The 24,031-nt window shown below is 71.2% G+C and carries 21 protein-coding genes and 4 tRNA genes; 10 read left to right on the top strand and 15 right to left on the bottom strand.

Features of this window, described 5'->3' with window-relative positions; translation table 11 throughout:
* A partial coding sequence (locus ACZ4M3_RS11290) for a DEAD/DEAH box helicase (protein WP_467731313.1) occupies window positions 1-2,079 on the bottom strand: 2,079 nt, incomplete at its 3' end.
* Window positions 2,080-2,381: 302 nt separating this feature from the next.
* Between ACZ4M3_RS11290 and ACZ4M3_RS11285 the strand changes: the two genes are divergently transcribed.
* Complete coding sequence (locus tag ACZ4M3_RS11285; RefSeq protein WP_467731312.1) at window positions 2,382-2,582, top strand: hypothetical protein; 201 nt, start codon at window positions 2,382-2,384, stop codon at window positions 2,580-2,582.
* A 431-nt stretch (window positions 2,583-3,013) separates the two neighbouring features.
* On the opposite strand, the gene crcB is transcribed toward ACZ4M3_RS11285, so the two are convergent.
* From crcB to ACZ4M3_RS11270, 3 genes are read right to left on the bottom strand one after another with little or no spacing between them, the layout of a single operon-like run.
* Entirely contained in the window at window positions 3,014-3,388 is a 375-nt protein-coding gene (gene crcB, locus ACZ4M3_RS11280) for a fluoride efflux transporter CrcB (protein WP_467731311.1), read from the bottom strand.
* Window positions 3,385-3,864, bottom strand: a complete 480-nt coding sequence (locus tag ACZ4M3_RS11275) for a FluC/FEX family fluoride channel (RefSeq protein WP_467731310.1) — start codon at window positions 3,862-3,864, stop codon at window positions 3,385-3,387. The genes crcB and ACZ4M3_RS11275 overlap by 4 nt, the downstream gene beginning before the upstream one ends.
* Complete coding sequence (locus ACZ4M3_RS11270; RefSeq protein ID WP_467731309.1) at window positions 3,861-4,211, bottom strand: metallopeptidase family protein; 351 nt, start codon at window positions 4,209-4,211, stop codon at window positions 3,861-3,863. The genes ACZ4M3_RS11275 and ACZ4M3_RS11270 overlap by 4 nt, the downstream gene beginning before the upstream one ends.
* Window positions 4,212-4,322: 111 nt before the next feature.
* Here ACZ4M3_RS11270 and ACZ4M3_RS11265 point away from each other — a divergent pair.
* The 3 genes from ACZ4M3_RS11265 (at window position 4,323) to ACZ4M3_RS11255 (ending at window position 4,606) form a co-directional block, all read left to right on the top strand.
* Window positions 4,323-4,395: transfer RNA gene (locus tag ACZ4M3_RS11265), tRNA-Glu, on the top strand.
* Window positions 4,396-4,433: 38 nt separating this feature from the next.
* A tRNA-Asp gene (locus ACZ4M3_RS11260) sits at window positions 4,434-4,507 on the top strand.
* 22 nt (window positions 4,508-4,529) lie between these two features.
* Window positions 4,530-4,606, top strand: a tRNA-Phe gene (locus ACZ4M3_RS11255).
* Window positions 4,607-4,644: 38 nt separating this feature from the next.
* Here ACZ4M3_RS11255 and ACZ4M3_RS11250 read toward each other — a convergent pair.
* The 3 genes from ACZ4M3_RS11250 to ACZ4M3_RS11240 form a co-directional block, all read right to left on the bottom strand.
* Window positions 4,645-5,475, bottom strand: coding sequence for a cytochrome c biogenesis CcdA family protein (locus ACZ4M3_RS11250; RefSeq protein WP_467731308.1), 831 nt, complete (start codon window positions 5,473-5,475; stop codon window positions 4,645-4,647).
* Complete coding sequence (locus ACZ4M3_RS11245) at window positions 5,472-6,194, bottom strand: DsbA family protein (RefSeq protein ID WP_467731307.1); 723 nt, start codon at window positions 6,192-6,194, stop codon at window positions 5,472-5,474. The genes ACZ4M3_RS11250 and ACZ4M3_RS11245 overlap by 4 nt, the downstream gene beginning before the upstream one ends.
* A gap of 63 nt (window positions 6,195-6,257) precedes the next feature.
* Window positions 6,258-6,662: a hypothetical protein gene (locus tag ACZ4M3_RS11240; protein ID WP_467731306.1), complete on the bottom strand. Its 405-nt coding sequence runs from the start codon at window positions 6,660-6,662 to the stop codon at window positions 6,258-6,260.
* A 118-nt stretch (window positions 6,663-6,780) separates the two neighbouring features.
* On the opposite strand from ACZ4M3_RS11240, the gene hrpA reads away from it, so the two are divergent.
* Together hrpA and ACZ4M3_RS11230 are read left to right on the top strand one after the other, a co-directional pair.
* On the top strand, window positions 6,781-10,704 hold the full coding sequence (gene hrpA / locus ACZ4M3_RS11235; RefSeq protein WP_467731305.1) for an ATP-dependent RNA helicase HrpA: 3,924 nt from the start codon (window positions 6,781-6,783) through the stop codon (window positions 10,702-10,704).
* A gap of 70 nt (window positions 10,705-10,774) precedes the next feature.
* A tRNA-Asp gene (locus tag ACZ4M3_RS11230) sits at window positions 10,775-10,848 on the top strand.
* 623 nt (window positions 10,849-11,471) lie between these two features.
* Here the strand turns inward: ACZ4M3_RS11230 and bldC are convergent.
* Together bldC and ACZ4M3_RS11220 are read right to left on the bottom strand one after the other, a co-directional pair.
* Entirely contained in the window at window positions 11,472-11,678 is a 207-nt protein-coding gene (gene bldC / locus ACZ4M3_RS11225; RefSeq protein ID WP_003949541.1) for a developmental transcriptional regulator BldC, read from the bottom strand.
* 587 nt (window positions 11,679-12,265) lie between these two features.
* Window positions 12,266-13,120: a DUF8083 family protein gene (locus ACZ4M3_RS11220; RefSeq protein ID WP_467731304.1), complete on the bottom strand. Its 855-nt coding sequence runs from the start codon at window positions 13,118-13,120 to the stop codon at window positions 12,266-12,268.
* 195 nt (window positions 13,121-13,315) lie between these two features.
* Between ACZ4M3_RS11220 and ACZ4M3_RS11215 the strand changes: the two genes are divergently transcribed.
* Both ACZ4M3_RS11215 and ACZ4M3_RS11210 read left to right on the top strand, forming a co-directional pair.
* Window positions 13,316-14,425: a Leu/Phe/Val dehydrogenase gene (locus ACZ4M3_RS11215; RefSeq protein WP_467731303.1), complete on the top strand. Its 1,110-nt coding sequence runs from the start codon at window positions 13,316-13,318 to the stop codon at window positions 14,423-14,425.
* Window positions 14,426-14,737: 312 nt separating this feature from the next.
* Window positions 14,738-15,001: a DUF3073 domain-containing protein gene (locus ACZ4M3_RS11210; RefSeq protein WP_136210589.1), complete on the top strand. Its 264-nt coding sequence runs from the start codon at window positions 14,738-14,740 to the stop codon at window positions 14,999-15,001.
* A 96-nt stretch (window positions 15,002-15,097) separates the two neighbouring features.
* On the opposite strand, the gene purM is transcribed toward ACZ4M3_RS11210, so the two are convergent.
* Both purM and purF read right to left on the bottom strand, forming a co-directional pair.
* Window positions 15,098-16,168, bottom strand: coding sequence for a phosphoribosylformylglycinamidine cyclo-ligase (gene purM / locus ACZ4M3_RS11205; protein ID WP_399277368.1), 1,071 nt, complete (start codon window positions 16,166-16,168; stop codon window positions 15,098-15,100).
* A gap of 133 nt (window positions 16,169-16,301) precedes the next feature.
* Complete coding sequence (gene purF, locus ACZ4M3_RS11200) at window positions 16,302-17,819, bottom strand: amidophosphoribosyltransferase (RefSeq protein ID WP_136210585.1); 1,518 nt, start codon at window positions 17,817-17,819, stop codon at window positions 16,302-16,304.
* 147 nt (window positions 17,820-17,966) lie between these two features.
* Between purF and ACZ4M3_RS11195 the strand changes: the two genes are divergently transcribed.
* The gene (locus ACZ4M3_RS11195) at window positions 17,967-18,062 is read left to right on the top strand and encodes a putative leader peptide (RefSeq protein ID WP_324617183.1); all 96 of its coding nucleotides are present in this window, start codon (window positions 17,967-17,969) and stop codon (window positions 18,060-18,062) included.
* A gap of 164 nt (window positions 18,063-18,226) precedes the next feature.
* A complete protein-coding gene (locus tag ACZ4M3_RS11190) occupies window positions 18,227-19,669 on the top strand; it encodes a sulfatase family protein (RefSeq protein WP_467731302.1) in 1,443 nt (480 codons plus the stop codon).
* Between the two features lie 4 nt (window positions 19,670-19,673).
* On the opposite strand, the gene ACZ4M3_RS11185 is transcribed toward ACZ4M3_RS11190, so the two are convergent.
* The 4 genes from ACZ4M3_RS11185 to purQ form a co-directional block, all read right to left on the bottom strand.
* Window positions 19,674-20,192 (bottom strand): META domain-containing protein, encoded by a 519-nt coding sequence (locus ACZ4M3_RS11185; protein ID WP_467731301.1) that lies wholly within the window; start codon window positions 20,190-20,192, stop codon window positions 19,674-19,676.
* A 38-nt stretch (window positions 20,193-20,230) separates the two neighbouring features.
* Complete coding sequence (locus tag ACZ4M3_RS11180) at window positions 20,231-21,022, bottom strand: maleylpyruvate isomerase family mycothiol-dependent enzyme (RefSeq protein ID WP_467731300.1); 792 nt, start codon at window positions 21,020-21,022, stop codon at window positions 20,231-20,233.
* Window positions 21,023-21,103: 81 nt separating this feature from the next.
* Window positions 21,104-23,353 carry a phosphoribosylformylglycinamidine synthase subunit PurL gene (gene purL / locus ACZ4M3_RS11175; protein ID WP_467731299.1) on the bottom strand — a complete coding sequence of 750 codons (2,250 nt, stop codon included), beginning with the start codon at window positions 23,351-23,353 and terminating at the stop codon, window positions 21,104-21,106.
* Window positions 23,350-24,030, bottom strand: a complete 681-nt coding sequence (gene purQ, locus ACZ4M3_RS11170) for a phosphoribosylformylglycinamidine synthase subunit PurQ (protein WP_467731298.1) — start codon at window positions 24,028-24,030, stop codon at window positions 23,350-23,352. The genes purL and purQ overlap by 4 nt, the downstream gene beginning before the upstream one ends.
* Window position 24,031: the final 1 nt, after the last annotated feature.

Here is a 24,031-nt window from a genome sequence, read left to right as displayed (position 1 = left end):
GTCATCACGGTTGAAGCCACCCGACGGACGGTCATCGCGACGGAAACCACCCGACGGACGGTCGCCACCGGAACGGAACCCACCGGACGGACGGTCATCGCGGCGGAAGCCGCCACGGTCGCCACCACGGTCATCACGGTTGAAGCCACCCGACGGACGGTCATCGCGACGGAAACCACCCGACGGACGGTCGCCACCGGAACGGAACCCACCGGACGGACGGTCGTCCCGGCGGAAGCCGCCACGGTCGCCACCACGGTCATCACGGTTGAAGCCACCCGACGGACGGTCATCGCGACGGAAACCGCCGCCACGGTTGTCGCCACCACGGTCGTCACGACGGAAGCCACCCGACGGACGGTCGTCACGGCGGAAGCCGCCACGGTCCCCGCCGCGGTCGCCACCGCGGTCGTCACGACGGTTGTCGCGGCGCTCGTAGTTGCCACGCTCGTCACGGCTCTGGAAGGCCGGGCGCTCCTCGACGACCGGCTCGGCCGCGACGGCGGCCGCGACCTCGGCGACAGCGGCCTCGGCCACCTCGGCCACAGCGGCCTCCGGGTCCTCGCCGCGCTCACGGGCGGAACGGGCGACGAGGCGGTCGGCCTCCTCGCGCAGCTCCGCGGCGCGACGGGTCGCGCGCTCCAGCTGCTTGGTGAGGTCGGCGACCTCGCGCTCGGCCTGCTTGGCGGCGTTGTTCGCGGAGTCGGCCTGTACCTGCGTCAGCGAGCGGGCACCGGTGATCTCGGCGACCTCGGGGTCGAAGGCGCCGACGCCCTGGACGATGTGGCGCGAGGCGTCGACGCCCGCGTCCTCCATCAGGCGGAAGATCTGGCGTCGCTGGTGCGGGAGCGCCAGCGAGACGACGACACCGGACTTGCCGGCGCGGGCGGTACGGCCCGAGCGGTGCAGGTAGTCCTTGTGGTCACCGGCCGGGTCCACGTTCAGGACCAGGTCGATGCCGTCGACGTGGATGCCGCGGGCGGCGACGTCGGTGGCGACGAGCGCGTTGACGTAGCCGTCCTTGAAGTCGGCGAGGACGCGGGTACGAGCGCCCTGCGTCATGCCGCCGTGCAGCGCGTCGGCCTTCACGCCGGCCTCGATGAGCTGCTCGGCGATGCGGTCGGCGCCCAGCTGGGTGCGGACGAAGATGATGGTGCGGCCCTTGCGGGCGGCGATGGCTGCCGTGACCGGCGCCTTGTCCTTCGGCTTCACGACGAGCACGTGGTGCGTCATGGTCGTGACGTTGCCCTGGGCGCTGTCGACCTCGTGCGTGACGGGGTTGGACAGGTAGCGCTTGACCAGGGTGCCGATCTCGTTCTCCATGGTGGCGGAGAAGAGCATGCGCTGGCCGCCGCCGGGGATCTGGTCGAGCAGCTCGGTGACCTCGGGCAGGAAGCCCAGGTCGGCCATCTGGTCGGCCTCGTCGAGGACGGCGATCTTGACGTTCTCCAGGGAGCAGGCGCCGCGGTTGATGATGTCGCGCAGGCGGCCCGGGGTGGCGACGAGGACGTCGACGCCGCGCTCCAGGGCGTAGATCTGGTTGCCCATGGAGGTACCGCCGCAGACGACCTTCATCTTCAGGCCGAGGACGTCGCCGTAGGGCTGGAGGGCGTCCGCGACCTGCATCGCGAGCTCACGCGTCGGCGTGAGGATGATCGCGCGGGGCTTCTTCTTCTCGGTGTGGCCGCCGGCCAGCGAGGCCAGGGTCGGCAGACCGAAGGAGAGGGTCTTGCCGGAGCCGGTGCGGCCACGGCCGAGGATGTCCTTGCCGGCCAGGGCGTCCGGGATGGTCGCGGCCTGGATCGGGAAGGGGGCGGTGACGCCGTTCTGCGCGAGCTTGCGCACGATGCCCTCGGGCAGACCCAGGTCGCCGAAGGTGATGCCGGGCTCGGCGTCGGCCTCGTCGGAGGCGGCGTCGGTGGACTGGTCGGTCGTCACATCAGCCTCAAGAGCCTCGATGATGTCGTTCGCCTCGGCGGCCTCGATGGCCTCGGTGACCACAAGGGCCTCAACGGCGTCGACGATCTCGTTGGAGTCGTTCTCGGGCATGACGGCACGGTCAGAACTGGAAATGGACATGCGAAATGCGAAACCTTCCGGAGTCTCGGCACGCGCCCAAACTCCGTGAATCGCAAATCGACCGCCTCAATGCGGTCAGCCACGGCTAGGGAGAGTACGCGCCACACGGCGCTCTTCGGATTCGGCGCCGGGCAATGGGATCAAACGATCTATAACCATACGCACCCTCCCCGGGGTCTGGCAAGTTCCTCCCAAAGAAAGGTTCTGACCTGCGGCGATGCCCCGCGGGGTGGGTGCGGTCGGGTCGGCCCTACGCCGCCGGGGGGCTCGGATCGGGCTGCGGCTGCGGCGGAGGCGTCGGAGTGGGTTCCGTCACAGGCGGGTCGGTGGGCGGCTGCGCCGGCGGCGATGCGACCGGGCCGCCGGAGCCCGACCCGGACCCCGACCCGGACCCCGATCCCGACCCGGAACCGGAACCGGACCCGCCGCCGGAGCCCGACCCGGCGGAACCGGACCCGCCGCCGGTCCCCGAGCCGCCGCCCGACGGCACCTGGGACCCCTGACCGCCCGCGCCGCCGCCCGGCCCGGCCGACGGCGAGGGGACCCCGGGCCGCCCGGCGGGCGCGCCCGGGCTGGGCGAGGCACCCGCCCCGCCGGCGGCCTTGCCGGGCTCCCCGGGCTTGCCCGAAGGGTTGCCGGCCGCGTCCTTCGTGCTGTGGCCGTCGCCGTGCACTCCGGATCCGCGTCCGGAGCCGGTGCCCCCGACGGCGGTGAGGCCCTTGTCACCCACCGAGGAGGAGGGACCGGGCTTGGCGGCGTCCTCGCCGACGCTCATGCAGCCGGCCGACGCCGCGACCGCGAGCGCGGCGGCGGCCAGTCGGAGGGAAGCGGACAACTGGCGCACGGGTGGCACCTCCGGAAGGGGACAGGGAGCACGACCCGCACCGGGCGGGTCAATGTGCCCAACTCCCTTTACCCCGTAAGAGACACGCCCTCAGGCGAACAGCGCTCGCGCAACCTGCGACCCGAGGTGTACGGAACCCAGCCCGACCAGCACCGAAGCCGCCACGTTGGCGACGGCCAGGAACTTCCAGCCGCGCTCGGCCAGCCGCAGGGTCTCGTAGGAGAACGTCGAGTACGTGCTGAGCGCCCCGCACAGCCCCGTGCCGAGCAGCAGACCGAGCCGCGAGGAGGCCGCCCCGGCCAGTACGGCCCCGGTCAGCAGGCCCAGCACCAGGCAGGCGGCCGCGTTCACCACGAAGGTCCCCCACGGGAAGACCGAATCGTGCCGGGCCTGCACCGCCCGGTCGGTGAGGTAGCGCAGCGGCGCCCCGGCCACCGCGCCCACCACCACGAGCAGCCAGTTCACGCCCGCCCCCGGCCCCGCAGGGCGAGCCGGGTCGCGGCCGCCGCCGCCCAGACCGCCCCCAGCGCCGCGGCCACCGTCAGCCCGGCGTACCCGAGCGCGGTGGCGGCCTCCCCCTCGTCCAGCAGCCGCGAGAAGTCCACCGCGTACGTGGAGAAGGTGGTGAAGCCGCCCAGCACCCCCACCCCCGCGAACGGCCGCAGCAGCGGGTGCGGAGCCGTCCGGCCGCCCTCGCTGATCAGCACCATGAGCACGCCGATCAGCGCGCAGCCCACCACGTTGGTCCAGAAGGTCGCCCACGGGAACGCGCCGGGCCCGGCCGGCCACAGCAGGGCGAGCCCGTACCGCGCCGAGGCGCCCACGGCCCCGCCCGCCGCCACGGCCGCGAGCACCCGCCCCTGCGGTTCGGCGCGCTGCTGCGGCACATGGAGGTCGACGTCCGGGTCGATCGCCTCGGCGTCGCGGACCGGCCGGGTCATCCGTAGCCCAGCTCGTGCAGCCGCTCGTCGTCGATCCCGAAGTGGTGGGCGATCTCGTGCACGACCGTGACCTCCGTCTCCGCGACCACGCTCTCCCGGTCCTCGCACATGCGCAAGGTGGGGTTGCGGTAGATGGTGATCCGGTCGGGGAGGACCCCGGCGTACCACTCGCCGCGGTCGGTCAGGGGCGTGCCCTCGTAGAGACCGAGCAGCTCCGGGTCCGCCGCGGGCGGGTCGTCCTCGACGAAGACCGCCACGTTGTCCATCAGTCGGGTGAGCTCGGGCGGGATCCGGTCCAGGGCCTCTGCGACGAGTTCCTCGAACTCCTCGCGCGTCATCTCCAGCACCCGGTCATTGTCCCTCCGGGACACTCGCGGAAACCGTTTTGGCGATAGGTCCCGACATCCCATATGCTTCTCACGTCCCCGACGCGCTGAAAAGTGCCCGGCGGGCCTTTAGCCCTCATCGTCTAGTGGCCCAGGACGCCGCCCTTTCAAGGCGGTAGCACGGGTTCGAATCCCGTTGGGGGTACGCAACACTATGTGCAAGACTTGTTCTTGCACAAACCAGGTCCTGTGGAGCAGTTGGTTAGCTCGCCACCCTGTCAAGGTGGAGGTCGCGGGTTCAAGTCCCGTCAGGATCGCTGAGGCTGGAAACGGTCTCGTGGCTGGGTAGCTCAGTTGGTACGAGCGATCGCCTGAAAAGCGATAGGTCGCCGGTTCGACCCCGGCCCCAGCCACCACAGGGAAGGCCCCGTCCATCGGACGGGGCCTTTCTGCGTCACCCGGCCGTTTCCCGGGCCTTGCGGCGCCACCGGGCCAGCGCCACCGCCGGGGCCCCTACGGCGACCAGCGCCAGCACCGCCCAGTCCGGTACGGCCCGCGTCACCGACTGGACCCACCGCTCGACGGCGAACGAGTCGTCCACGTCCAGCAGCCCGGGCAGGGCGCTCGCCCCGTCGTAGAGCAGGAAAAGCGCGCCCAGGGTGATGAAGAACAGCCCGGACAGCAGCGAGGTGGTGTGCAGCCTGAGCCGGCCGAGCCGGACGGTCCGCCCGCGCAGCCAGCGCCGCCGGCCCAGGTCGAAGCGCTCCCACAGCAGGGCCAGCAGGAACAGCGGTACGGCCATGCCCAGCGCGTACACCGCCAGCAGCAGCCCGCCGTAGACCGGGCTGGCGCTGACCGCCGCCACCGTCAGCACGCTGCCCAGGATCGGCCCGGCGCAGAATCCGGCCAGCCCGTAGAGCGCGCCCAGGGCGTACACCGACAGGGCGGTGGTCGGGCGGATCCGCCCCGAGAGTTCGGCCGCCCGCTTGGAGGCGAAGCCCAGGCCGAGCAGCTGGGCGAGGCCCAGGGCGATGATCAGCCAGCCGCCCGCCAGGACCAGCCCGTCGCGGTGGCCGTGGAAGAAGCGGCCCGCGTACGAGCCGGCCGCACCCAGCGGTACGAGGGTGCTCGCGAGGCCCGCGTAGAAGATCCCGGTCCGGGCCAGCAGTCGGGAGGCGGAATCGATCGAGTACGCGAAGAAGGCGGGCAGCAGCAGCGCACTGCACGGGCTGAGCAGCGCCAGCAGGCCGCCCAGCAGGGCGGCGAGGTATCCGATGCCGTTCACTTGGCGGCCCGCGCCTGCGCCTTGGCCCGGGTGATGGCCGCCTCGAAGGCGCCGAGCGGCTGCGCGCCGGCCAGCGGCTCCCCGTTGACCAGGAACGACGGGGTGGAGGTGACCCCGATCCGGTAGCCCTCCTCCTGGTCCTTGCGCAGGGCGGCGGAGGCCTCGGTGCCGGCCATGTCCTGCCGGAAGCGGTCGAGATCGGGCACCCCGGCCTGGCGGGCCAGCTCGGTCAGCCGTTCCTCGCCGAAGCCCTTCTCCTTGGCCCCGTCGGCGTACGCGGCGGCGTGGAACTGCGCGAACCGGTCCTGCCGGCCCGCGGCCCAGGCGGCCTTCGCGGCGGTCTCCGACTCGGCTCCGAAGATCGGGAAGTTGCGCCACTCGATGCGCAGGGTGCCGTCCGCCACGTACTTGCGCATGAGCTCGGGTTCGGTGTCGCGGGCGAACTTGCCGCAGTAGCCGCACTTGAAGTCGGAGTACTCGATCAGCACGACGGGGGCGTCGGCGCGCCCGGCGGCGAGCTTGTCGCCGTCCTCGCGGCGGGCCAGGGCCGCCAGCGGGTTCGGCGCCCCGGCGGCCTCGGGCGCGGCGGCCGAGGAGGCGGAGGCGGCGGTGTGGTCCCCGGGCGCGGTGGCCTGCCAGGAGACGACCCCGAGGGTGATCGCGGCGAGGGCGGTCGCGGCGGCGTACAGCAGGGGCTTGCGGGAGGGGGCGGAAGGCATACGGGTGCTCCAGAGCGGGTGTGGCGGGTGTGAGTGAAGGGGACCGGCGGGCAGGCCGGTCCGCTACACCCGCATCACGGACAGCTCCAGCGGTCCCGGCGCCGGGCGCTCCGGCCCGCGTACGCGCACCCCCGCCGGCCGTGCCCTCCCGGCCGGGTCGGGACCGGCCGGGAGCCGGACCGCCGGGGCGCAGGCGTGGTCCCGCCCGTCGCGCGGCGGCACGGCGGGGGCCTGGTCGTGGTCCCCCGCGCCGGGCGAGCAGGCCGGGCCCTGGCCCTCGTACGCCACGGCGGTGGCCTTGAAACCCGCGCCGTGACCCGCGACGGCCGCTCCGGCGGCCGAGGAGGCCGAAGGGGCCGAGGCAGCGGCGGGGGCCGCGGGAGCGGCGGGGGCCGCGGAAGCCGTGCCCGCCAGCAGCACCGCGAGGACGGCGCCGAGCAGCCACCACACTCCACGGGCGCGGGACATGGCAGGCCTCTCACTCGGGGCACGGTCGGTTTAAGGTGATCTCGTCCCGAAATGGTACGGGTAGGAGCGACAAATGCGTTCGCCACCCGACGCTCCCGGGTGAGATCCTCGATCAGGTATGTCTACTTCCTTCGCCGCCCTGCAGACGCTTCTCGGTGAGATCTCCCTCCGTGACGCGCACCGCCTCGGCCGCCGCCTCGAAGGCGCCCGCCGCATCCGCAAGCCCGAGGCCAAGCAGGCCGTGCTCGACGAGATCGCCGCGGAGGCCGAGAAGGCCGCCGCGCGTCTGGCCGGCCGTGCCTCGCGCCTGCCCGAGGTCACGTATCCCGAGAACCTGCCCGTCAGCCAGAAGAAGGACGAGATCGCCGAGGCGATACGCGACCACCAGGTCGTGATCGTCGCGGGCGAGACCGGCTCCGGCAAGACCACGCAGATCCCCAAGATCTGCATGGAGCTCGGCCGCGGCGTCCGGGGCATGATCGGGCACACCCAGCCCCGCCGGATCGCCGCCCGCACCGTCGCGGAGCGGATCGCCGAGGAGCTGAAGTCCGAGATCGGGCAGACCGTCGGCTGGAAGGTCCGCTTCACCGATCAGGTGGACCAGGACGCCACCTTCGTGAAGCTGATGACGGACGGCATCCTGCTCGCCGAGATCCAGACGGACCGCGAGCTGCGCGCGTACGACACGATCATCATCGACGAGGCGCACGAGCGGTCCCTGAACATCGACTTCCTGCTGGGCTACCTGTCCCAGCTGCTGCCGAAGCGTCCCGACCTCAAGGTCGTGATCACCTCGGCGACCATCGACCCGCAGCGGTTCTCCCGGCACTTCGGGGACGCGCCGATCGTGGAGGTCAGCGGCCGGACGTATCCGGTCGAGGTGCGCTACCGCCCGCTCCTGGAGGAGGAGGGCGACGACAGCGACCGCGACCAGATCACCGCGATCTGCGAGGCCGTGGACGAGCTCCAGTCCGAGGGGCCGGGCGACATCCTGGTGTTCCTCTCCGGCGAGCGCGAGATCCGCGACACGGCGGACGCACTGAACAAGCGGAATCTAAGGTTCACCGAGGTGCTCCCCCTGTACGCGCGCCTCTCGCACGCCGAGCAGCACCGCGTCTTCCAGCAGCACACGGGACGCCGGATCGTGCTCGCGACCAACGTCGCCGAGACCTCGCTGACCGTGCCGGGCATCAAGTACGTGATCGACCCGGGCACCGCCCGGATCTCCCGCTACAGCCACCGCACCAAGGTGCAGCGGCTGCCCATCGAGCGGATCTCGCAGGCCAGCGCCAACCAGCGCAAGGGCCGCTGCGGCCGTACCAGCGACGGCATCTGCATCCGGCTGTACTCCGAGGACGACTTCAACGCCCGCCCGGAGTTCACCGACGCCGAGATCCTGCGCACCAACCTGGCCTCCGTCATCCTGCAGATGACCGCGGCCGGCCTCGGCGAGATCGAGAAGTTCCCCTTCATCGACCCGCCGGACCACCGCAACATCCGCGACGGCGTGCAGCTCCTCCAGGAGCTCGGCGCGCTGGACCCGGCGGAGAAGGACGCGCGCAAGCGGCTCACCCCGATGGGCCGCCAGCTCTCCCAGCTGCCGGTCGACCCGCGCCTGGCCCGCATGGTCGTGGAGGCGGACAAGAACAACTGCGTCCGCGAGGTCATGGTCATCGCGGCGGCCCTGTCCATCCAGGACCCGCGCGAGCGGCCTTCGGACAAGCAGACCCAGGCCGATCAGAACCACGCCCGCTTCAAGGACGAGACGAGCGACTTCCTGTCGTTCCTGAACATGTGGCGGTACATCCGCGAACAGCAGAAGGAGCGCGGCTCGTCCTCCTTCCGCCGGATGTGCAAGCAGGAGTACCTGAACTTCCTGCGGATCCGCGAGTGGCAGGACATCTACTCGCAGCTGCGTACGGTCGCCAAGACGATGGGCATCCACGTCAACGAGGCCGACGCCCCCGAGCAGCACGTCCACGTCTCGCTGCTGGCCGGGCTGCTCTCGCACATCGGGCTCAAAGACACCGACAAGAACGAGTACCTCGGTGCCCGGGGCGCCAAGTTCGCGGTCTTCCCGGGCTCGGCGCTGTTCAAGAAGCAGCCGAAGTTCCTGATGTCCGCGGAGCTGGTGGAGACCTCCCGGCTGTGGGCCCGGGTGAACGCCAAGGTGGAGCCGGAGTGGGTGGAGCCGCTCGCGGAGCACCTGGTCAAGCGCACCTACAGCGAGCCGCACTGGGAGAAGGACCAGGCCGCCGTGATGGCGTACGAGAAGGTCACGCTGTACGGCGTACCGATCGTGGCGCAGCGGAAGATCAATTACGGCCGTATCGATCCCGAGGTCTCGCGGGAGCTGTTCATCCGCAACGCGCTGGTCGAGGGCGACTGGCGGACCCACCACAAGTTCTACGCCGACAACCGCAGGCTCCTCACCGAGGTGGAGGAGCTGGAGAACCGGGCCAGGCGCCGGGACATCGTCGTGGACGACGAGACCCTGTTCGACTTCTACGACCAGCGCATCCCCGAGCACGTGGTGTCGGGGGCGCACTTCGACTCCTGGTGGAAGCACAAGAAGCGCGAGGAGCCCGAACTCCTCGACTTCGAGCGCGAGATGCTGCTGACCGAGAAGGCGGCCGGAGTCACCAAGGCCGACTACCCGGACACCTGGCGGCAGGGGCAGCTGAAGTTCCGCGTGACCTACCAGTTCGAACCGGGCGCGGACGCGGACGGCGTGACCGTGCACATCCCGCTCCAGGTGCTGAACCAGGTCACCGACGAGGGCTTCGACTGGCAGATCCCGGGCCTGCGGGAAGAGGTCGTCACCGAGCTGATCCGCTCGCTGCCCAAGCCGGTCCGCCGCCACTACGTGCCCGCGCCGAACTACGCTGCCCGCTTCCTGGCGACGGCGCAGCCCCTCCAGGAGCCGCTGCACGTGACGCTGGCGCGCGAGCTGCACCGGATGGTCGGGGTGCCGGTCGCGGCCGAGGACTTCGATCTGAGCCGCGTGCCGGACCACTTGAAGATCACCTTCCGGATCGTTGACGAGCGGCGCAAGAAGCTGGCCGAGGCGAAGGACCTGGAGGCGCTGCGGCTCCAGCTCAAGCCGAAGGCCCGGCAGGCCCTGTCCAAGGCCGCCGCGGCCACCGCCGAGCGGGCGGGCGGGGAGTCGGTGGAGCGGACCGGGCTGACGGACTGGACGATCGGGACGCTGAGCAAGGTCTTCGAGACCCGGCGCGCGGGCCAGCCGGTGAAGGCGTACCCGGCGCTGGTGGACGCCGGCGACAGCGTGTCCGTACGGCTCTTCGACACCGAGGCCGAGCAGCAGCGGGCGATGTGGCTCGGCACCCGGAAGCTGATCCTGCTCAACATCCCGGTCAATCCGGCCAAGTTCGCCTCGGACAAGCTGACCAACCAGCAGAAGCTGGCCCTGTCCCGCAATCCGCACGGTTCGGTCCAGGCGCTGTTCGACGACTGCGCGACGGCGGCGACGGACAAGCTGATCGCCGACCACGGCGGCCCGGCCTGGGACGAGGCGGGGTTCCGGAAGCTGTTCGACGCGGTACGGGCCGATCTGGTGGACACGACGGTGCGCACCGTCGAGCAGGTCCAGCAGATCCTGGCCGCCTGGCAGGCCTGCGAGCGGCGCGTGAAGTCCACCAACAGCCTGGCGTTGATGGCGAACGTCCAGGACGTGAAGGCGCAGCTGGCGGCGCTGATGCCGGCCGGCTTCGTGACGCTGACGGGGCTGCGCCGGCTGCCGGACCTGATGCGCTACCTGGTGGCGATCGACCGGCGGCTCCAGCAGATGCCCACGGGCGTCCAGCGGGACACGACCCGCATGGAGAAGGTCCACGAGATGCGGGACGAGTACCTGTGGCTGCTGGAGCAGTTGCCGAAGGGCCGCCCGGTGCCGGAGGGGGTCACCGAGATCCGCTGGATGATCGAGGAACTGCGCGTCAGTTACTTCGCGCACGCGCTCGGCACGGCGTACCCGATCTCCGACAAGCGCATCGTGAAGGCGGTGGACGCCGCGGCGCCCTGATCCGGTTCGACTGCACCCCCTGAGCTGCTGTACAGTCTGATTCGCAGCCGCCCGCTGGGTGGTGCATCGAGGACCTGTGGAGCAGTTGGTTAGCTCGCCACCCTGTCAAGGTGGAGGTCGCGGGTTCAAGTCCCGTCAGGTTCGCAGAAACGTCAGGGCCCGTATCCCCCAGGGGATGCGGGCCCTGACGCGTTGTCGGGTCGACTGCCCGTCCGCATGTCCGCGGAGGGCGGGCGGAGCCGGTCGCTCGGTCGCCGAGGGGCCGGCGGATCCCCCCGGGCGCCCCGTGGGGCCCCGGAGCGCCCGGCGGGCCGTACGCGCCCTCCTGCGGCCCCGTCGCGCGCAGGGGGCGGACGGGCGGCGCCGTGCACCCGCATCCCCCCTTCGCGCGAGGCGGACGGGTGACACGTCCCCTTGCGGGTGCATTGCCGGATGTACAAGAGGCGTCAGCTGTGACGGGTGTCACCACACGAGTTTTCGCGAGTCGCACATTTATCGCACCCATATGGCGACTCGATTTAATATGTGCAATGGCACCTGTCCGGCCGGGTTCCCCGGGCGCCGGCGATTCGGGCCCCTTCCGGGCATAAAAAAAGATCGCGCTGGACCCGGCGGAGTCCAGCGCGATCGAACGACGAGAACCTGTTGGGGCAGGTCCCGCCGTTTGAAGCCTTGTGGGTTTCCTCGGATTGGGGGATCCGGTTCATGCCCTCTCCCGGCGGTCAGCCGGGAGCTGTCCCCAAAAAAAAGGGGTGGTGCTGCGAGCCTCAGGCCTCGCTGCGCTGCTGCGGAATTCCCGCGAGCAGTGCGCGGACCTCAGCCTCGCGATAACGGCGGTGTCCACCCAGGGTGCGGATGGACGTGAGCTTGCCAGCCTTGGCCCAACGGGTGACCGTCTTCGGGTCCACGCGGAACATCGTGGCAACCTCAGCCGGGGTCAGCAGCGGCTCGGCATCAGGGGTGCGAGCGGTCATGAGCGGCCTCCTCGGGAGAACCGAACCATCTCGGTTCTTTCCTCTAAATTCTGCACCTTGGCCCACGTTGCCCGAAATGGACATACGCAGGCCGAGTCGGTTATAGGACGAACGGCTTGTCCTCGGCACTACAACTACACCATCCGTCCAGCCTCGACGGCCAAACCGATGGAATTGCCCTCCGAGGTGTTCATCAGCGACGGAAGCCGATGGACCGTCCCATAACGGACAGTCACCCCACTGTGACGATCAGTCACAGAGCGATCAGGAGTCGTCAGACCCCCCGTAGAGTGCAATACCGAGCATTCCGCCCAAAGTTGGGTGGAAGGAACCCTCCCCGGACTCCTTGTCCTATTTTGGCACGAGGGTAGGGGAAGGGCGCAAGGGTGTAGTTAGTGCGGTCCGTCACGCTTGAGTCAATGGCCCGGATCGGGACGTAGGTCCTGGAACAAAGACCCAAATGCCGCGATCAAGCCTCTGATCTGCGTTTTACGGCCGATCGGACGATACGGGTGACCAGGCGCCCTCCGCTAGGGACAATCCGGGCCGGTTCGGCCGATGCCCGGCCCTGAACCGCCGGACACCGTCTAGTTAGCGAAGAGCCGCTCCCGGACCGCCCTCCAGCGTTCGGCCAGCTCGGCGTGCGTCTCGGCCGCTCCCTGCGCATCCCCCGCCCGTAGCGCCGCGATGCCCGCCGCCAGGTCGCGGGCCGAACGGTCGCCGGCCAGGGCGGCCTCCGGCAGCGCGTGCAGCAGCCCGCCGTAGTCCAGCTCCACCATCGAGCGCGGGTGGAACTCCTCCAGCCAGCTCCCGACCTCCACCAGCCCCTCCGCGAGCATCCCGTAGCCCTCCGCGGCCCGCAGCGTCCGCAACCCGCGCGCCAGACGCCGCCGGGCCTGCACCATCGGTGTCCGGTAGCGCAGCCGCTCGCCCGGCAGGTACTCCCGCTCCTCGTCCGCCACCAGCACGAACCAGCGCAGCGGGACCTGCCACACCGCGGTGCGGATCCACGGGCGCCCGTCCGGGTTCCGCTCGCGCCAGGCCTCGTACGCCTCCGTCGCCCGGCGGCGGGCCGACGGGGGCAGCGCCGCGTCCAGCACCGGACGCGGGAACTCCGCCTCCAGCTCCTGGAGCGCCAGCCAGCCGCGCAGCCTGGTCCGCCACGGGCAGACCAGCAGCGCCCCGCCCAGCTCCGCCGTGAACGCGTCCCCGCTCTCGTGCGCCGGCACCCCGACCACGGGCACCCGGACCAAGTCCGCCAGCGACCTGCGCAGTTCGTCCTGGGCGGTCGGGGCGTCCGCGCGCCGGGCGTAGCCCGCCCAGTGCGCGCGCTCCGCCTCGGGGAAGGCCGCCAGGGGCTCGTAGACTCGCAGGTAAGAGGCGTACGGGACGGTCGGCCCGGTGCGCGCGGAGGGCAGTGGGCGGTCGGCGGATTCGTTCACGCTCACGTACTCCCCCGACCCGCCGGGCGGTACTCCGCACGGGGGTCCCCGCATCGCCGGTAACCCGGGAGTGTTCCGATCTACGGACAGGGAGTTCCCATCCGCCGTCCAGGTCTTACGCTGCTCCCAGCACGCCCTCCCCCACCCGCAGGGCGGGCGTCCTTCCGCCGCATCTCTTCCATGGGAGTCACCACCGTGACCGAAATGACCGACGGCGTCCTGCACACCCTGTTCCGCACGGAACAGGGCGGCCACGAGCAAGTCGTGCTGTGCCAGGACCGAGCCACGGGCCTCAAGGCCGTCATCGCGATCCACTCCACCGCCCTGGGCCCGGCCCTCGGCGGCACGCGCTTCCACGCGTACGCCTCGGACGAGGAAGCCGTCCTCGACGCGCTGAACCTCTCGCGCGGCATGTCGTACAAGAACGCTCTCGCCGGTCTCGACCACGGCGGCGGCAAGGCCGTCATCATCGGCGACCCGGACACCCTGAAGATCGAGGAACTGCTGCTGGCCTACGGCCGGTTCGTGGACTCCCTCGGCGGTCGCTACGTGACCGCCTGCGACGTCGGCACGTACGTCGCGGACATGGACGTGGTGGCCCGCGAGACCCGCTGGGCGACCGGCCGCTCCCCCGAGAACGGCGGCGCGGGCGACTCCTCCGTGCTGACGTCCTTCGGCGTGTTCCAGGGCATGCGGGCGAGCGCCCAGCACCTGTGGGGCGACCCGACGCTGCGCGGCCGCAAGGTCGCGGTCGCGGGTGTCGGCAAGGTCGGCAAGCACCTGGTCGAGCACCTGCTGGAGGACGGCGCCGAGGTCGTGATCACCGACGTCCGCCAGGAGTCGGTGCAGACGATCCTCGACAAGCACGCCACCGGGAAGTACGCGGGCCGGGTCACCGCCGTCGCCGGCACGGACGCGCTGATCCGCGTCGAGGGCCTGGACATCTACGCGCCCTGCGCGCTGGGCGGTGCGCTGAACGACGAGTCGGTGCCGGCCCTGACCGCCACGGTCGTGTGCGGCGCCGCGAACAACCAGCTCGCCCACCCGGGGGTCGAGAAGGACCTCGCGGACCGCGGGATCCTCTACGCCCCCGACTACGTGGTGAACGCGGGCGGCGTCATCCAGGTCGCGGACGAGCTGCACGGCTTCGACTTCGACCGCTGCAAGGCGAAGGCGGCGAAGATCTTCGACACCACGCTGGCCATATTCGCACGTGCGAAGGCGGATGGGATCCCGCCGGCCGCTGCGGCCGACCGGATCGCCGAGCAGCGGATGTCGGACGCCCGCGCCGCGCGCGCGGTCTGACCCGTCCCGCGACGTCCGGGGGCCCCTTCCGCCACCGCCGGAAGGGGCCCCCGGACCGCAGGGGAGACGGAACTCACTGCGCTTCGGCGGGTCGTCCGCCAGGAAAGGGTTAAAATCGCAGCTGACCAGCGAGTACGGGGTGTCTCGTTGGTCCTGCACCGGGGCGCGTCATGCGGGCGGCGTACCGTATGGCCGCGGAAGCAGGTACCGTTGAACCCCTACGGACGGTCTCTTTACGGAGAGCCCGCTCCGAACCATGAACGCGTGTCAGACTCTGGGGCCGTCGAGCCCCGTCACCGAGGGGGTCGAGCCATGGGGCGCGGCCGGGCCAAGGCCAAGCAGACAAAGGTCGCCCGCCAGCTGAAGTACAACAGCGGCGGGACTGACCTCTCGCGTCTGGCCAATGAGCTGGGCGCATCGCCGACAGAGCCGCTGCCTATCAGCGCGCCGGTCGAAGTCGATGACGATCTGGACGACGACGACCCGTACGCCAAGTACGCGGAGCTGTACAACAGCGATGACGACGAGGACGAGGACGAAGAGTCCGGTCCGTCGGCGCACCGTCGCGGCGCTTGACGCACACACCGCGTCTGCACCCGCTCAGAGTCTTGAGCGACTCGAAGTAGTGAAACCCGGTCCAGGGCATGGCCCCGGACCGGGTTTCAGTGCTGCTCAGCTCGCGTAGGAACCGGTGAGGGTCGCGCCCTCGGTGTGGTCGCCGCGGTCCAGGATCTCCCCCGCGACCCAGGCGTCGACGCCCCGGTCGGCCAGCGCGGTCAGGGCCACGTCCACCGACTCCTGCGGGACGACGGCCATCATGCCGACGCCCATGTTCAGCGTCTTCTCCAGCTCCAGCTGCTCCACCCGGCCGGTCCTGCCGACCAGGTCGAAGATGGCGCCGGGAGCCCAGGTCGAGCGGTCGACCGTGGCGTGCAGGTGATCCGGGATCACCCGGGCGAGGTTGGCCGCGAGGCCGCCGCCCGTGATGTGGGAGTACGCGTGGACCTCGGCCGTACGGGTGAGGGCCATGCAGTCCAGCGAGTAGATCTTGGTCGGCTCCAGCAGTTCCTCGCCGAGGGTCCGGCCGAGCTCGTCGACGTGCTGCTCCAGGGCCATGCCGGCCTGGTCGAGCAGGACGTGGCGGACCAGCGAGTACCCGTTCGAGTGAAGGCCGGACGATGCCATCGCGATGACGGCGTCACCCGTACGGATGCGATCCGCACCCAGCAGCCGGTCGTACTCGACCACGCCCGTGCCCGCACCCGCCACGTCGAAGTCGTCCGGGCCCAGCAGGCCCGGGTGCTCGGCGGTCTCGCCGCCCACCAGGGCGCAGCCCGCGAGGACACAGCCCTCGGCGATGCCCTTGACGATGGCCGCGACACGCTCGGGATGCACCTTGCCGACGCAGATGTAGTCGGTCATGAAGAGCGGCTCGGCGCCGCAGACGACGATGTCGTCCATGACCATCGCGACCAGGTCGTGGCCGATGGTGTCGTACACGCCGAGCCGGCGGGCGACGTCCACCTTGGTGCCGACGCCGTCGGTGGCGGAGGCGAGCAGGGGGCGCTCGTACCGCTTGAGGGCGGAGGCGTCGAAGAGGCCGGCGAACCCGCCGAGGCCGCCGAGGACCTCGGGGCGCTGCGTCTTCTTCACCCACTCCTTCATGAGCTCGACGGCGCGGTCTCCCGCTTCGATGTCGACACCTGCTGCTGCGTAGCTGGCACCGGTGGTCTTCTCTGTCATGACAGGAGAGAGCTTTCGTGTCGTTACTGCGGGTGGTGCACGGCCCTGGGAAAAGCCTGAAAGACAGGGCCGGGCGCAGGTTGTACGGGGAGCGCGGAGCGGACCCGCCCGCCGGGGGCGGGTCCGGTGCGTCCTACGGGCGCCGGAGCGCGTCGGCGGCGTCGGTGCCGCCCGCGAGCTCGGTCTCCAGGAGCTGCTTGCCGAGCAGCTGCGGGTCGGGCAGCTCCATCGGGTACTCGCCGTCGAAGCAGGCCCGGCAGAGGTTGGGCTTCTGGATGGTGGTCGCCTCGACCATCGCGTCGAGCGAGATGTACGAGAGCGAGTCGGCGCCGAGCGACGTGGCGATCTCGTCGACCGTCATGCCGTTGGCGATCAGCTCGGCCCGGGTGGCGAAGTCGATGCCGAAGAAGCACGGCCACTTCACCGGCGGCGAGGAGATCCGGATGTGGACCTCGGCCGCGCCGGCCTCGCGGAGCATCTTGACCAGGGCGCGCTGGGTGTTGCCGCGGACGATCGAGTCGTCCACGACCACCAGGCGCTTGCCCCGGATGACTTCCTTGAGGGGGTTGAGCTTGAGCCGGATGCCGAGCTGGCGGATCGTCTGCGAGGGCTGGATGAAGGTCCGCCCCACGTAGGCGTTCTTGACCAGGCCCGAGCCGTACGGGATGCCGCTGGCCTCGGCGTAGCCGACCGCGGCGGGCGTGCCGGATTCCGGCGTCGCTATCACCAGGTCCGCTTCGACCGGGGCTTCCTTGGCCAGCCGCCGGCCCATCTCGACACGCGAGAGGTAGACGTTCCGGCCGGCGATGTCGGTGTCCGGGCGGGCCAGGTAGACGTACTCGAACACACAGCCCTTGGGCTTCGCTTCCGCGAATCGGGAGGTGCGCAGGCCGTTCTCGTCGATCGCGATCAGCTCGCCCGGCTCGACCTCGCGGACGAAGCTGGCGCCGCAGATGTCGAGGGCGGCGGTCTCGCTCGCGACCACCCAGCCGCGCTCCAGGCGGCCGAGGACCAGCGGGCGGATGCCCTGGGGGTCACGGGCGGTGTAGAGGGTTCCCTCGTCCATGAAGACCAGCGAGAACGCGCCCTTGACCTGGGGGAGGACCTTGGCGGCCGACTCCTCGATGGTCAGGGGCTTGCCCTCGTCGTCGGTCTGGCCGGCCAGCAGGGCGGTGACCAGGTCGGTGTCGTTGGTGGCTGCCACCTGGGTGGCGCGCCCGTCCTGACGGGGGAGGTCGGCGACCATCTCGGCGAGCTCGGCGGTGTTCACCAGGTTGCCGTTGTGACCCAGGGCGATGGAGCCGTGGGCGGTCGCGCGGAAAGTCGGCTGGGCGTTCTCCCAGACGGAGGCACCGGTGGTCGAATAGCGGGCGTGACCGACCGCGATATGACCTTGGAGCGAGCCGAGAGAGGTTTCGTCGAAGACCTGGGAAACGAGGCCCATGTCCTTGAAGACGAGGATCTGGGAACCGTTGCTCACAGCGATTCCCGCGGACTCTTGTCCGCGGTGCTGTAGTGCATACAGTCCGAAGTAGGTGAGCTTGGCGACCTCTTCACCCGGAGCCCAGACACCGAAGACGCCGCAAGCGTCCTGGGGGCCCTTTTCGCCGGGGAGCAGGTCGTGGTTGAGTCGTCCATCACCACGAGGCACGCTCCCGAGTGTAGGCGAGATCGACCACTGGTCCGAATTGGGGACGGCCGGGAAATCTCACAGCACACAGGGTGACCGGACGCTTCCGTCTCGGTATGCGGAACCCTTTGTTGACAGGTACGCGGGCATTCGACAGGCTCTCGCCCCATGCAGCCCCTCGGTGACCGCACGGTCACCCTCGTCGAGCGCCGGCACGTGGACCTGGTCCGTGTCGCGAGCGCCATCTGTCGCTGTTCCGCGTAGTCACACGCCGCCTTCCCCCGTCTTTCGCGCTTCGTCGCGTGCCATGTCGCGCGCTCCGTTGCGCGCCGCCCTTTTCCTGCTCCCCGCCTGAGCCCGATCCGCCGTGCCGTGCGCCGTCCCGCGCCGCCCGGAGCCGGGCCGGCGGGCCGTGCCCTGGAGTACCTGTGACCTCGTACGAATCCCCCCTGTCCCGACGCGCCTTCGGCGGCGCGGTCGGTGTCGGCGCCGCCGCGGCGGTGGGGCTGGGCGCGACGCCCGCCGCCGCCCGACCGCAGGAGACCACCGCCGCCCAGGACCACGGGACCGGCCCCGGCGAGCGGGAGTTCCGGGCGGCCCGGGGACGTCCCTCCCGGCGCCCGAACGTCCTGTTCATCCTGGGTGACGACCTCGGCTGGGCGGACCTGTCCTCGTACGGCTCCCCGCACATCAAGACCCCGAACCTGGACCGGCTGGGCCGCCAGGGCGTCCGCTTCACCGACGCCTACGCGGGCTCCGCGACCTGCTCGCCGACCCGGTTCAGCCTGTACACCGGTCGCTACCCGGGCCGGACGAAGGGCGGGCTGGCCGAACCGATCGCCGACAAGTCGGCCGGGCTGGAGCCCACGCACCCGACGCTGGCCTCGCTGCTGCGCGACTCCGGGTACGCGACGGCGCTGATCGGCAAGTGGCACTGCGGCTACCTGCCGGACTACAGCCCGACCCGTTCGGGCTGGGACGAGTTCTTCGGCAACTTCGGCGGGGCGCTGGAGTACTACTCCAAGCTGGGCCTGGGCGGCGAGTACGACCTGTACGAGGGTGACGCCGAGTACAAGGACCTGCGCTACTACACGCGGATCATCACGGAGCGGGCGAGCGAGTACGTCTCCCGCGACCACCACGGCAGGCCCTGGCTGCTGAACCTCAACTTCACCACCCCGCACTGGCCGTGGATCGCGGACGGGGACACGGCACAGAGCGCCCAGATCGTGCGGCGGATCAAGGCGGGCGACGCCCGGGCGCTGTGGCACCAGGACGGCGGGTCGGTCGAGAAGTACAAGCAGATGGTGGAGGACCTGGACCGCTCGGTCGGCGAGGTGCTGAACGCCCTGGCGCGGTCGGGGCAGGAGGAGGACACCCTGGTCGTCTTCGCCAGCGACAACGGCGGTGAGCGCTTCTCCTACAACTGGCCGCTCTCGGGCAACAAGGCGTCCCTGCAGGAGGGCGGGATCCGGGTGCCGACGCTGGTGCGCTGGCCCGCCCGGCTGGACGCCGGCCAGGTCAGCCGCGTCCCGGTGTTCAGCCCGGACTGGACGGCGACGCTGCTGGAGTTGGCCGGGACCCGGCCGCACCCGGCGTACCCGCTGGACGGGGTGAGCCTCGCCGGGTACCTGCTGCGCGGGGAGCGGCCGGCGGAGCGGGACCTGTTCTGGCGGGTGCGCGGGGAGCGGGCGCTGCGCCGCGGGGACTGGAAGTACTACCGGGGCAGGAGCGGCCGGGACCAGCTCTTCAACCTGGCGCAGGACGCGCGCGAGCAGGCCGACAAGGCGGCCGCGGAGCCGGCCCGGCTGGCGGGGTTGCGGGCCGCGTGGGAGAAGACGGACGCGGGACTGCTGCCCTACCCGGCGTGAGCCGCTACTCCGCCGCCCAGGCCGCTTCGGCGGTCAGGGCGGTGCCGTCGGCGCCGGTCAGGGTCAGCGTCCGGCCCTGGACCCGCCAACTGAGCGGGCCGCCGCCGAACAGCGCGGTCAGGGCCTGCTCGACCTCGGCCGCCGGGCCCGCGCAGGCCGTCCGGGTCGTGGCGAGCGGGCCGAAGGTGAGGGAGGGGCCCGCCACCACGGCCCGGGCCGTGAACCGGTTGCAGCCCAGGCCACCGCTCGCGGATCCGTCGGGGGCGAGGGCGAAGCGGGCCCTCCCGGCGGCTTCGGCGGCCACGGCGGAAGCCGCTCCGCCCCGGCCCAGGGAGGTGACGGTCCACTCGGTGACGGTGAGCGGCGCGTCCGCGACCGGCTGCTCCGGGGAGGGTTTCGCGTCGACGGTGCCGGAGTGCACGGGCCGGGGCGGGGCGTCCCGCGCGCTGCATGCGGCGGCCCCCGCGAGCGCGAGGACGGCGGCCAGGAGGGCTGCGGGCAGCTGCGGGCGAGGTGTACGCATGCCCCTGTGACGGGCGGCCCGGCCGGCTGGTTCCCCGCTCAGCTCATCAGGGGCAGCAGCGCCGACAGGTCGGCCCGCTCCCCGCTGGCCCGTACGTGGGCCTCCCGCACCGCCTCCGCCCAGCCGGTGCGGCCCGTCGCGAGCCGGATCCAGGTCAGCGGGTCGGTCTCGACCACGTTCGGCGGGGTACCGCGGGTGTGGCGGGGCCCTTCGACGCACTGGACCACCGCGAAGGGCGGGATCCGTACCTCGACCGAGCCGCCCGGCGCGGTGACGGCGAGGGCGTCGGCGAGCAGCCGGGTGCAGGCGGCGAGGGCCTGCCGCTCGATCGGGACGTCCAGCCCGGCGGCCCGGTTCAGGTCATCGGTGTGCACCACCAGCTCCACGGTCCGGGTGACCAGGAAGTCCCCCAGGGTCATGGCCCCGATCCACAGGTTCAGCACCCGGCGGTCCGGGTTCGCGGCCAGCGCCTCGGCCAGTCGCGCCCCGGCGCGCTCGTACAGCTCGGGCAGCGGCGCACCGACCAGGGTCTCCTTCGCCGCCTCGGCGATCTTCCCGGCGAGCGAGGCGGTGGCGAAGGGCCACTCGACCGCGGTCAGTTCGGGTACCGCGGCGGGCGGCCGGGCGAGTCCGGCGGCCAGCGAGTCGGCGATCCACGCGATGTGCGCGGCCAGATCCCCGACCGTCCACTGCCCGAGCCCACTGGGCCGGCCCAGCTGCTCGGGGGTCAGCTCCCGTACGGCGTCCGCGACATGGCCGAACTGGGCCGTGACGGCGGCGCGGATCTTGGCGGAGTCGTAGCTGCGCGTTTTCCTCTTGGCGGGCGGCATGGCCCGACCCTACTCGGGCGCCGCACGCACGGGCCCCCGCCCGGACGGGTCCGGGCGGGGGCTCGTGGGGTGGAGCGGGGATCAGGCGAGGAGCGCCGGGATCGTCGCCTCGTGGGCGGTGCGCAGTTCCGCGAGCGGGATCGTGAACTCGCCCTGGACCTCGATCTCCTCGCCGTCGACCACGCCGATGCGGGCCGCCGGCAGGCCCCGCGCACCGCACATGTCGGTGAAGCGGAGTTCCTCGCTGCGCGGGACCGCCACGATGGCGCGGCCCGCGGACTCGGAGAAGAGGAAGGTGAAGGCGTCCAGGCCGTCCGGGACCACGACCCGCGCGCCGTTTCCGCCGCGCAGGCAGGACTCGGTGAGCGCCTGGATCACGCCGCCGTCCGACAGGTCGTGCGCGGCGTCGATCATGCCGTCGCGCGAGGCCGAGATCAGGATCTCGCCGAGCAGCTTCTCGCGGCCCAGGTCCACCTTGGGCGGCATGCCGCCGAGGTGGTCGTGGACGACCTGGGACCACGCCGAGCCGCCGAACTCCTCGGCCGTGTCGCCGAGCAGGTAGAGCAGCTGGCCGGCCTCCGTGAACGCCATCGGCGTCCGGCGGTTGACGTCGTCGATCACACCGAGGACCGCCACGACCGGGGTCGGGTGGATCGCGGTGTCACCGGTCTGGTTGTAGAGCGAGACGTTGCCGCCGGTCACCGGGGTGCCCAGCTCCAGGCAGCCGTCCGCGAGACCGCGGGTGGCCTCCGCGAACTGCCACATGACGCCCGGGTCCTCGGGGGAGCCGAAGTTCAGGCAGTCGGAGATCGCGAGGGGCTTGGCGCCGGTCGCGGCGACGTTGCGGTACGCCTCCGCGAGCGCGAGCTGCGCGCCCGTGTACGGGTCGAGCTTCGCGAAGCGGCCGTTGCCGTCGGTGGCCATCGCGACGCCGAGGTTGGTCTCCTCGTCGATGCGGACCATTCCGGCGTCCTCGGGCTGCGCGAGCACCGTGTTGCCCTGCACGAACCGGTCGTACTGGTCGGTGACCCAGGACTTCGAGGCCTGGTTCGGGGACGAGACCAGCGCCAGGACCTGCGCGCGCAGTTCCTCGGAGGTCTGCGGCCGGGGCAGCTTGCCCGCGTCGTCCGCCTGGAGCGCGTCCTGCCACTCGGGGCGGGCGTACGGGCGGTGGTAGACCGGGCCCTCGTGGGCGACGGTGCCCGGGGGCACGTCCACGATCTGCTCGCCGTGCCAGAAGATCTCCAGGCGCTCGCCGTCGGTGACTTCACCGATGACGGTGGCGATGACGTCCCACTTCTCGCAGATCTCCATGAAGCGGTCGACGTGCTGCGGCTCGACGATCGCGCACATGCGCTCCTGCGACTCGCTCATGAGGATCTCCTCGGGCGAGAGCGTCGCGTCGCGCAGCGGCACGGTGTCCAGCTCGACGCGCATGCCGCCGGAGCCGGCGGAGGCCAGTTCGCTGGTGGCGCAGGACAGCCCGGCGCCGCCGAGGTCCTGGATGCCGGCGACCAGCTTCTCCTTGAAGATCTCCAGGGTGCACTCGATGAGGAGCTTCTCCTGGAAGGGGTCGCCGACCTGGACGGCGGGGCGCTTGGTGGGCTTGGAGTCGTCGAAGGTCTCCGAGGCCAGTACGGAGACGCCGCCGATGCCGTCGCCACCGGTGCGGGCACCGTAGAGGATGACCTTGTTGCCGGGGCCGGACGCCTTGGCGAGGTGGATGTCCTCGTGCTTCATGACGCCGATGCAGCCGGCGTTGACCAGCGGGTTGCCCTGGTAGCAGGCGTCGAAGACGACCTCGCCGCCGATGTTCGGCAGGCCCAGGCAGTTGCCGTAGCCGCCGATGCCCGCGACCACGCCGGGCAGGACGCGCTTGGTGTCGGGGTGGTCGGCCGCGCCGAAGCGCAGCGGGTCCACGACGGCGACCGGGCGGGCGCCCATGGCGAGGATGTCGCGGACGATGCCGCCGACGCCGGTGGCCGCGCCCTGGTAGGGCTCGATGTACGACGGGTGGTTGTGCGACTCGACCTTGAAGGTGACCGCGTAGCCCTGCCCGACGTCGACGACTCCGGCGTTCTCGCCGATGCCGACGAGCATGGCCGTGTTCTCGGGGGCCTTCTCGCCGAACTGCTTCAGGTGCACCTTGCTGCTCTTGTACGAGCAGTGCTCGGACCACATGACGGAGTACATGGCGAGCTCGGCGCCCGTGGGACGGCGGCCGAGGATCTCCCGGATGCGGGCGTACTCGTCCTCCTTGAGGCCGAGTTCCTTCCAGGGCTGCGCCGCGTCCGGGGTGCCGGTGGCGTTCTTGACGGTATCGAGGGTCATGCGGAAACCAGCTTCTTCAGGACCGACGTGAAGAACGGGAGGCCGTCGGTGCGGCCGGTTCCGATCAGCGGTTCGACCGCGTGCTCGGGGTGCGGCATGAGGCCCAGGACGTTGCCGGCGGCGTTGGTGATGCCGGCGATGTCGCGGAGCGAGCCGTTCGGGTTGCCGTCGAGGTACCGGAAGGCCACGCGGCCTTCGGCCTCCAGTTCGTCGAGCGTGCGCTCGTCGGCGGTGTAGCGGCCGTCCATGTTCTTGAGCGGGATGGAGATCTCCTGGCCGGCGCTGTAGTCGCCGGTCCACGCGCTCTCCGCGTTCTCCACGCGCAGCTTCTGCTCGCGGCAGATGAAGTGCAGGTGGTTGTTGCGGAGCATCGCCCCCGGCAGCAGGTGGGCCTCCGTGAGGACCTGGAAGCCGTTGCAGATGCCGAGGACGGGCATGCCGGCCCTGGCCTGCTCGATGACGGTCTCCATCACCGGCGAGAAGCGGGAGATGGCCCCGGCGCGCAGGTAGTCCCCGTAGGAGAAGCCGCCCGCGAGGACGACCGCGTCGACCTGGTGGAGGTCCTTGTCGCGGTGCCACAGCGAGACGGGCTCGGCTCCGGCGAGGCGCACGGCGCGCAGCGAGTCACGGTCGTCCAGCGTTCCGGGGAACGTGACGACTCCGATGCGAGTGGTCACC

Source organism: Streptomyces sp. NPDC026522, assembly GCF_055567555.1.
Note: the sequence above shows the minus strand (reverse complement) of the source record. Positions and strands in the feature narration are given on the sequence as shown.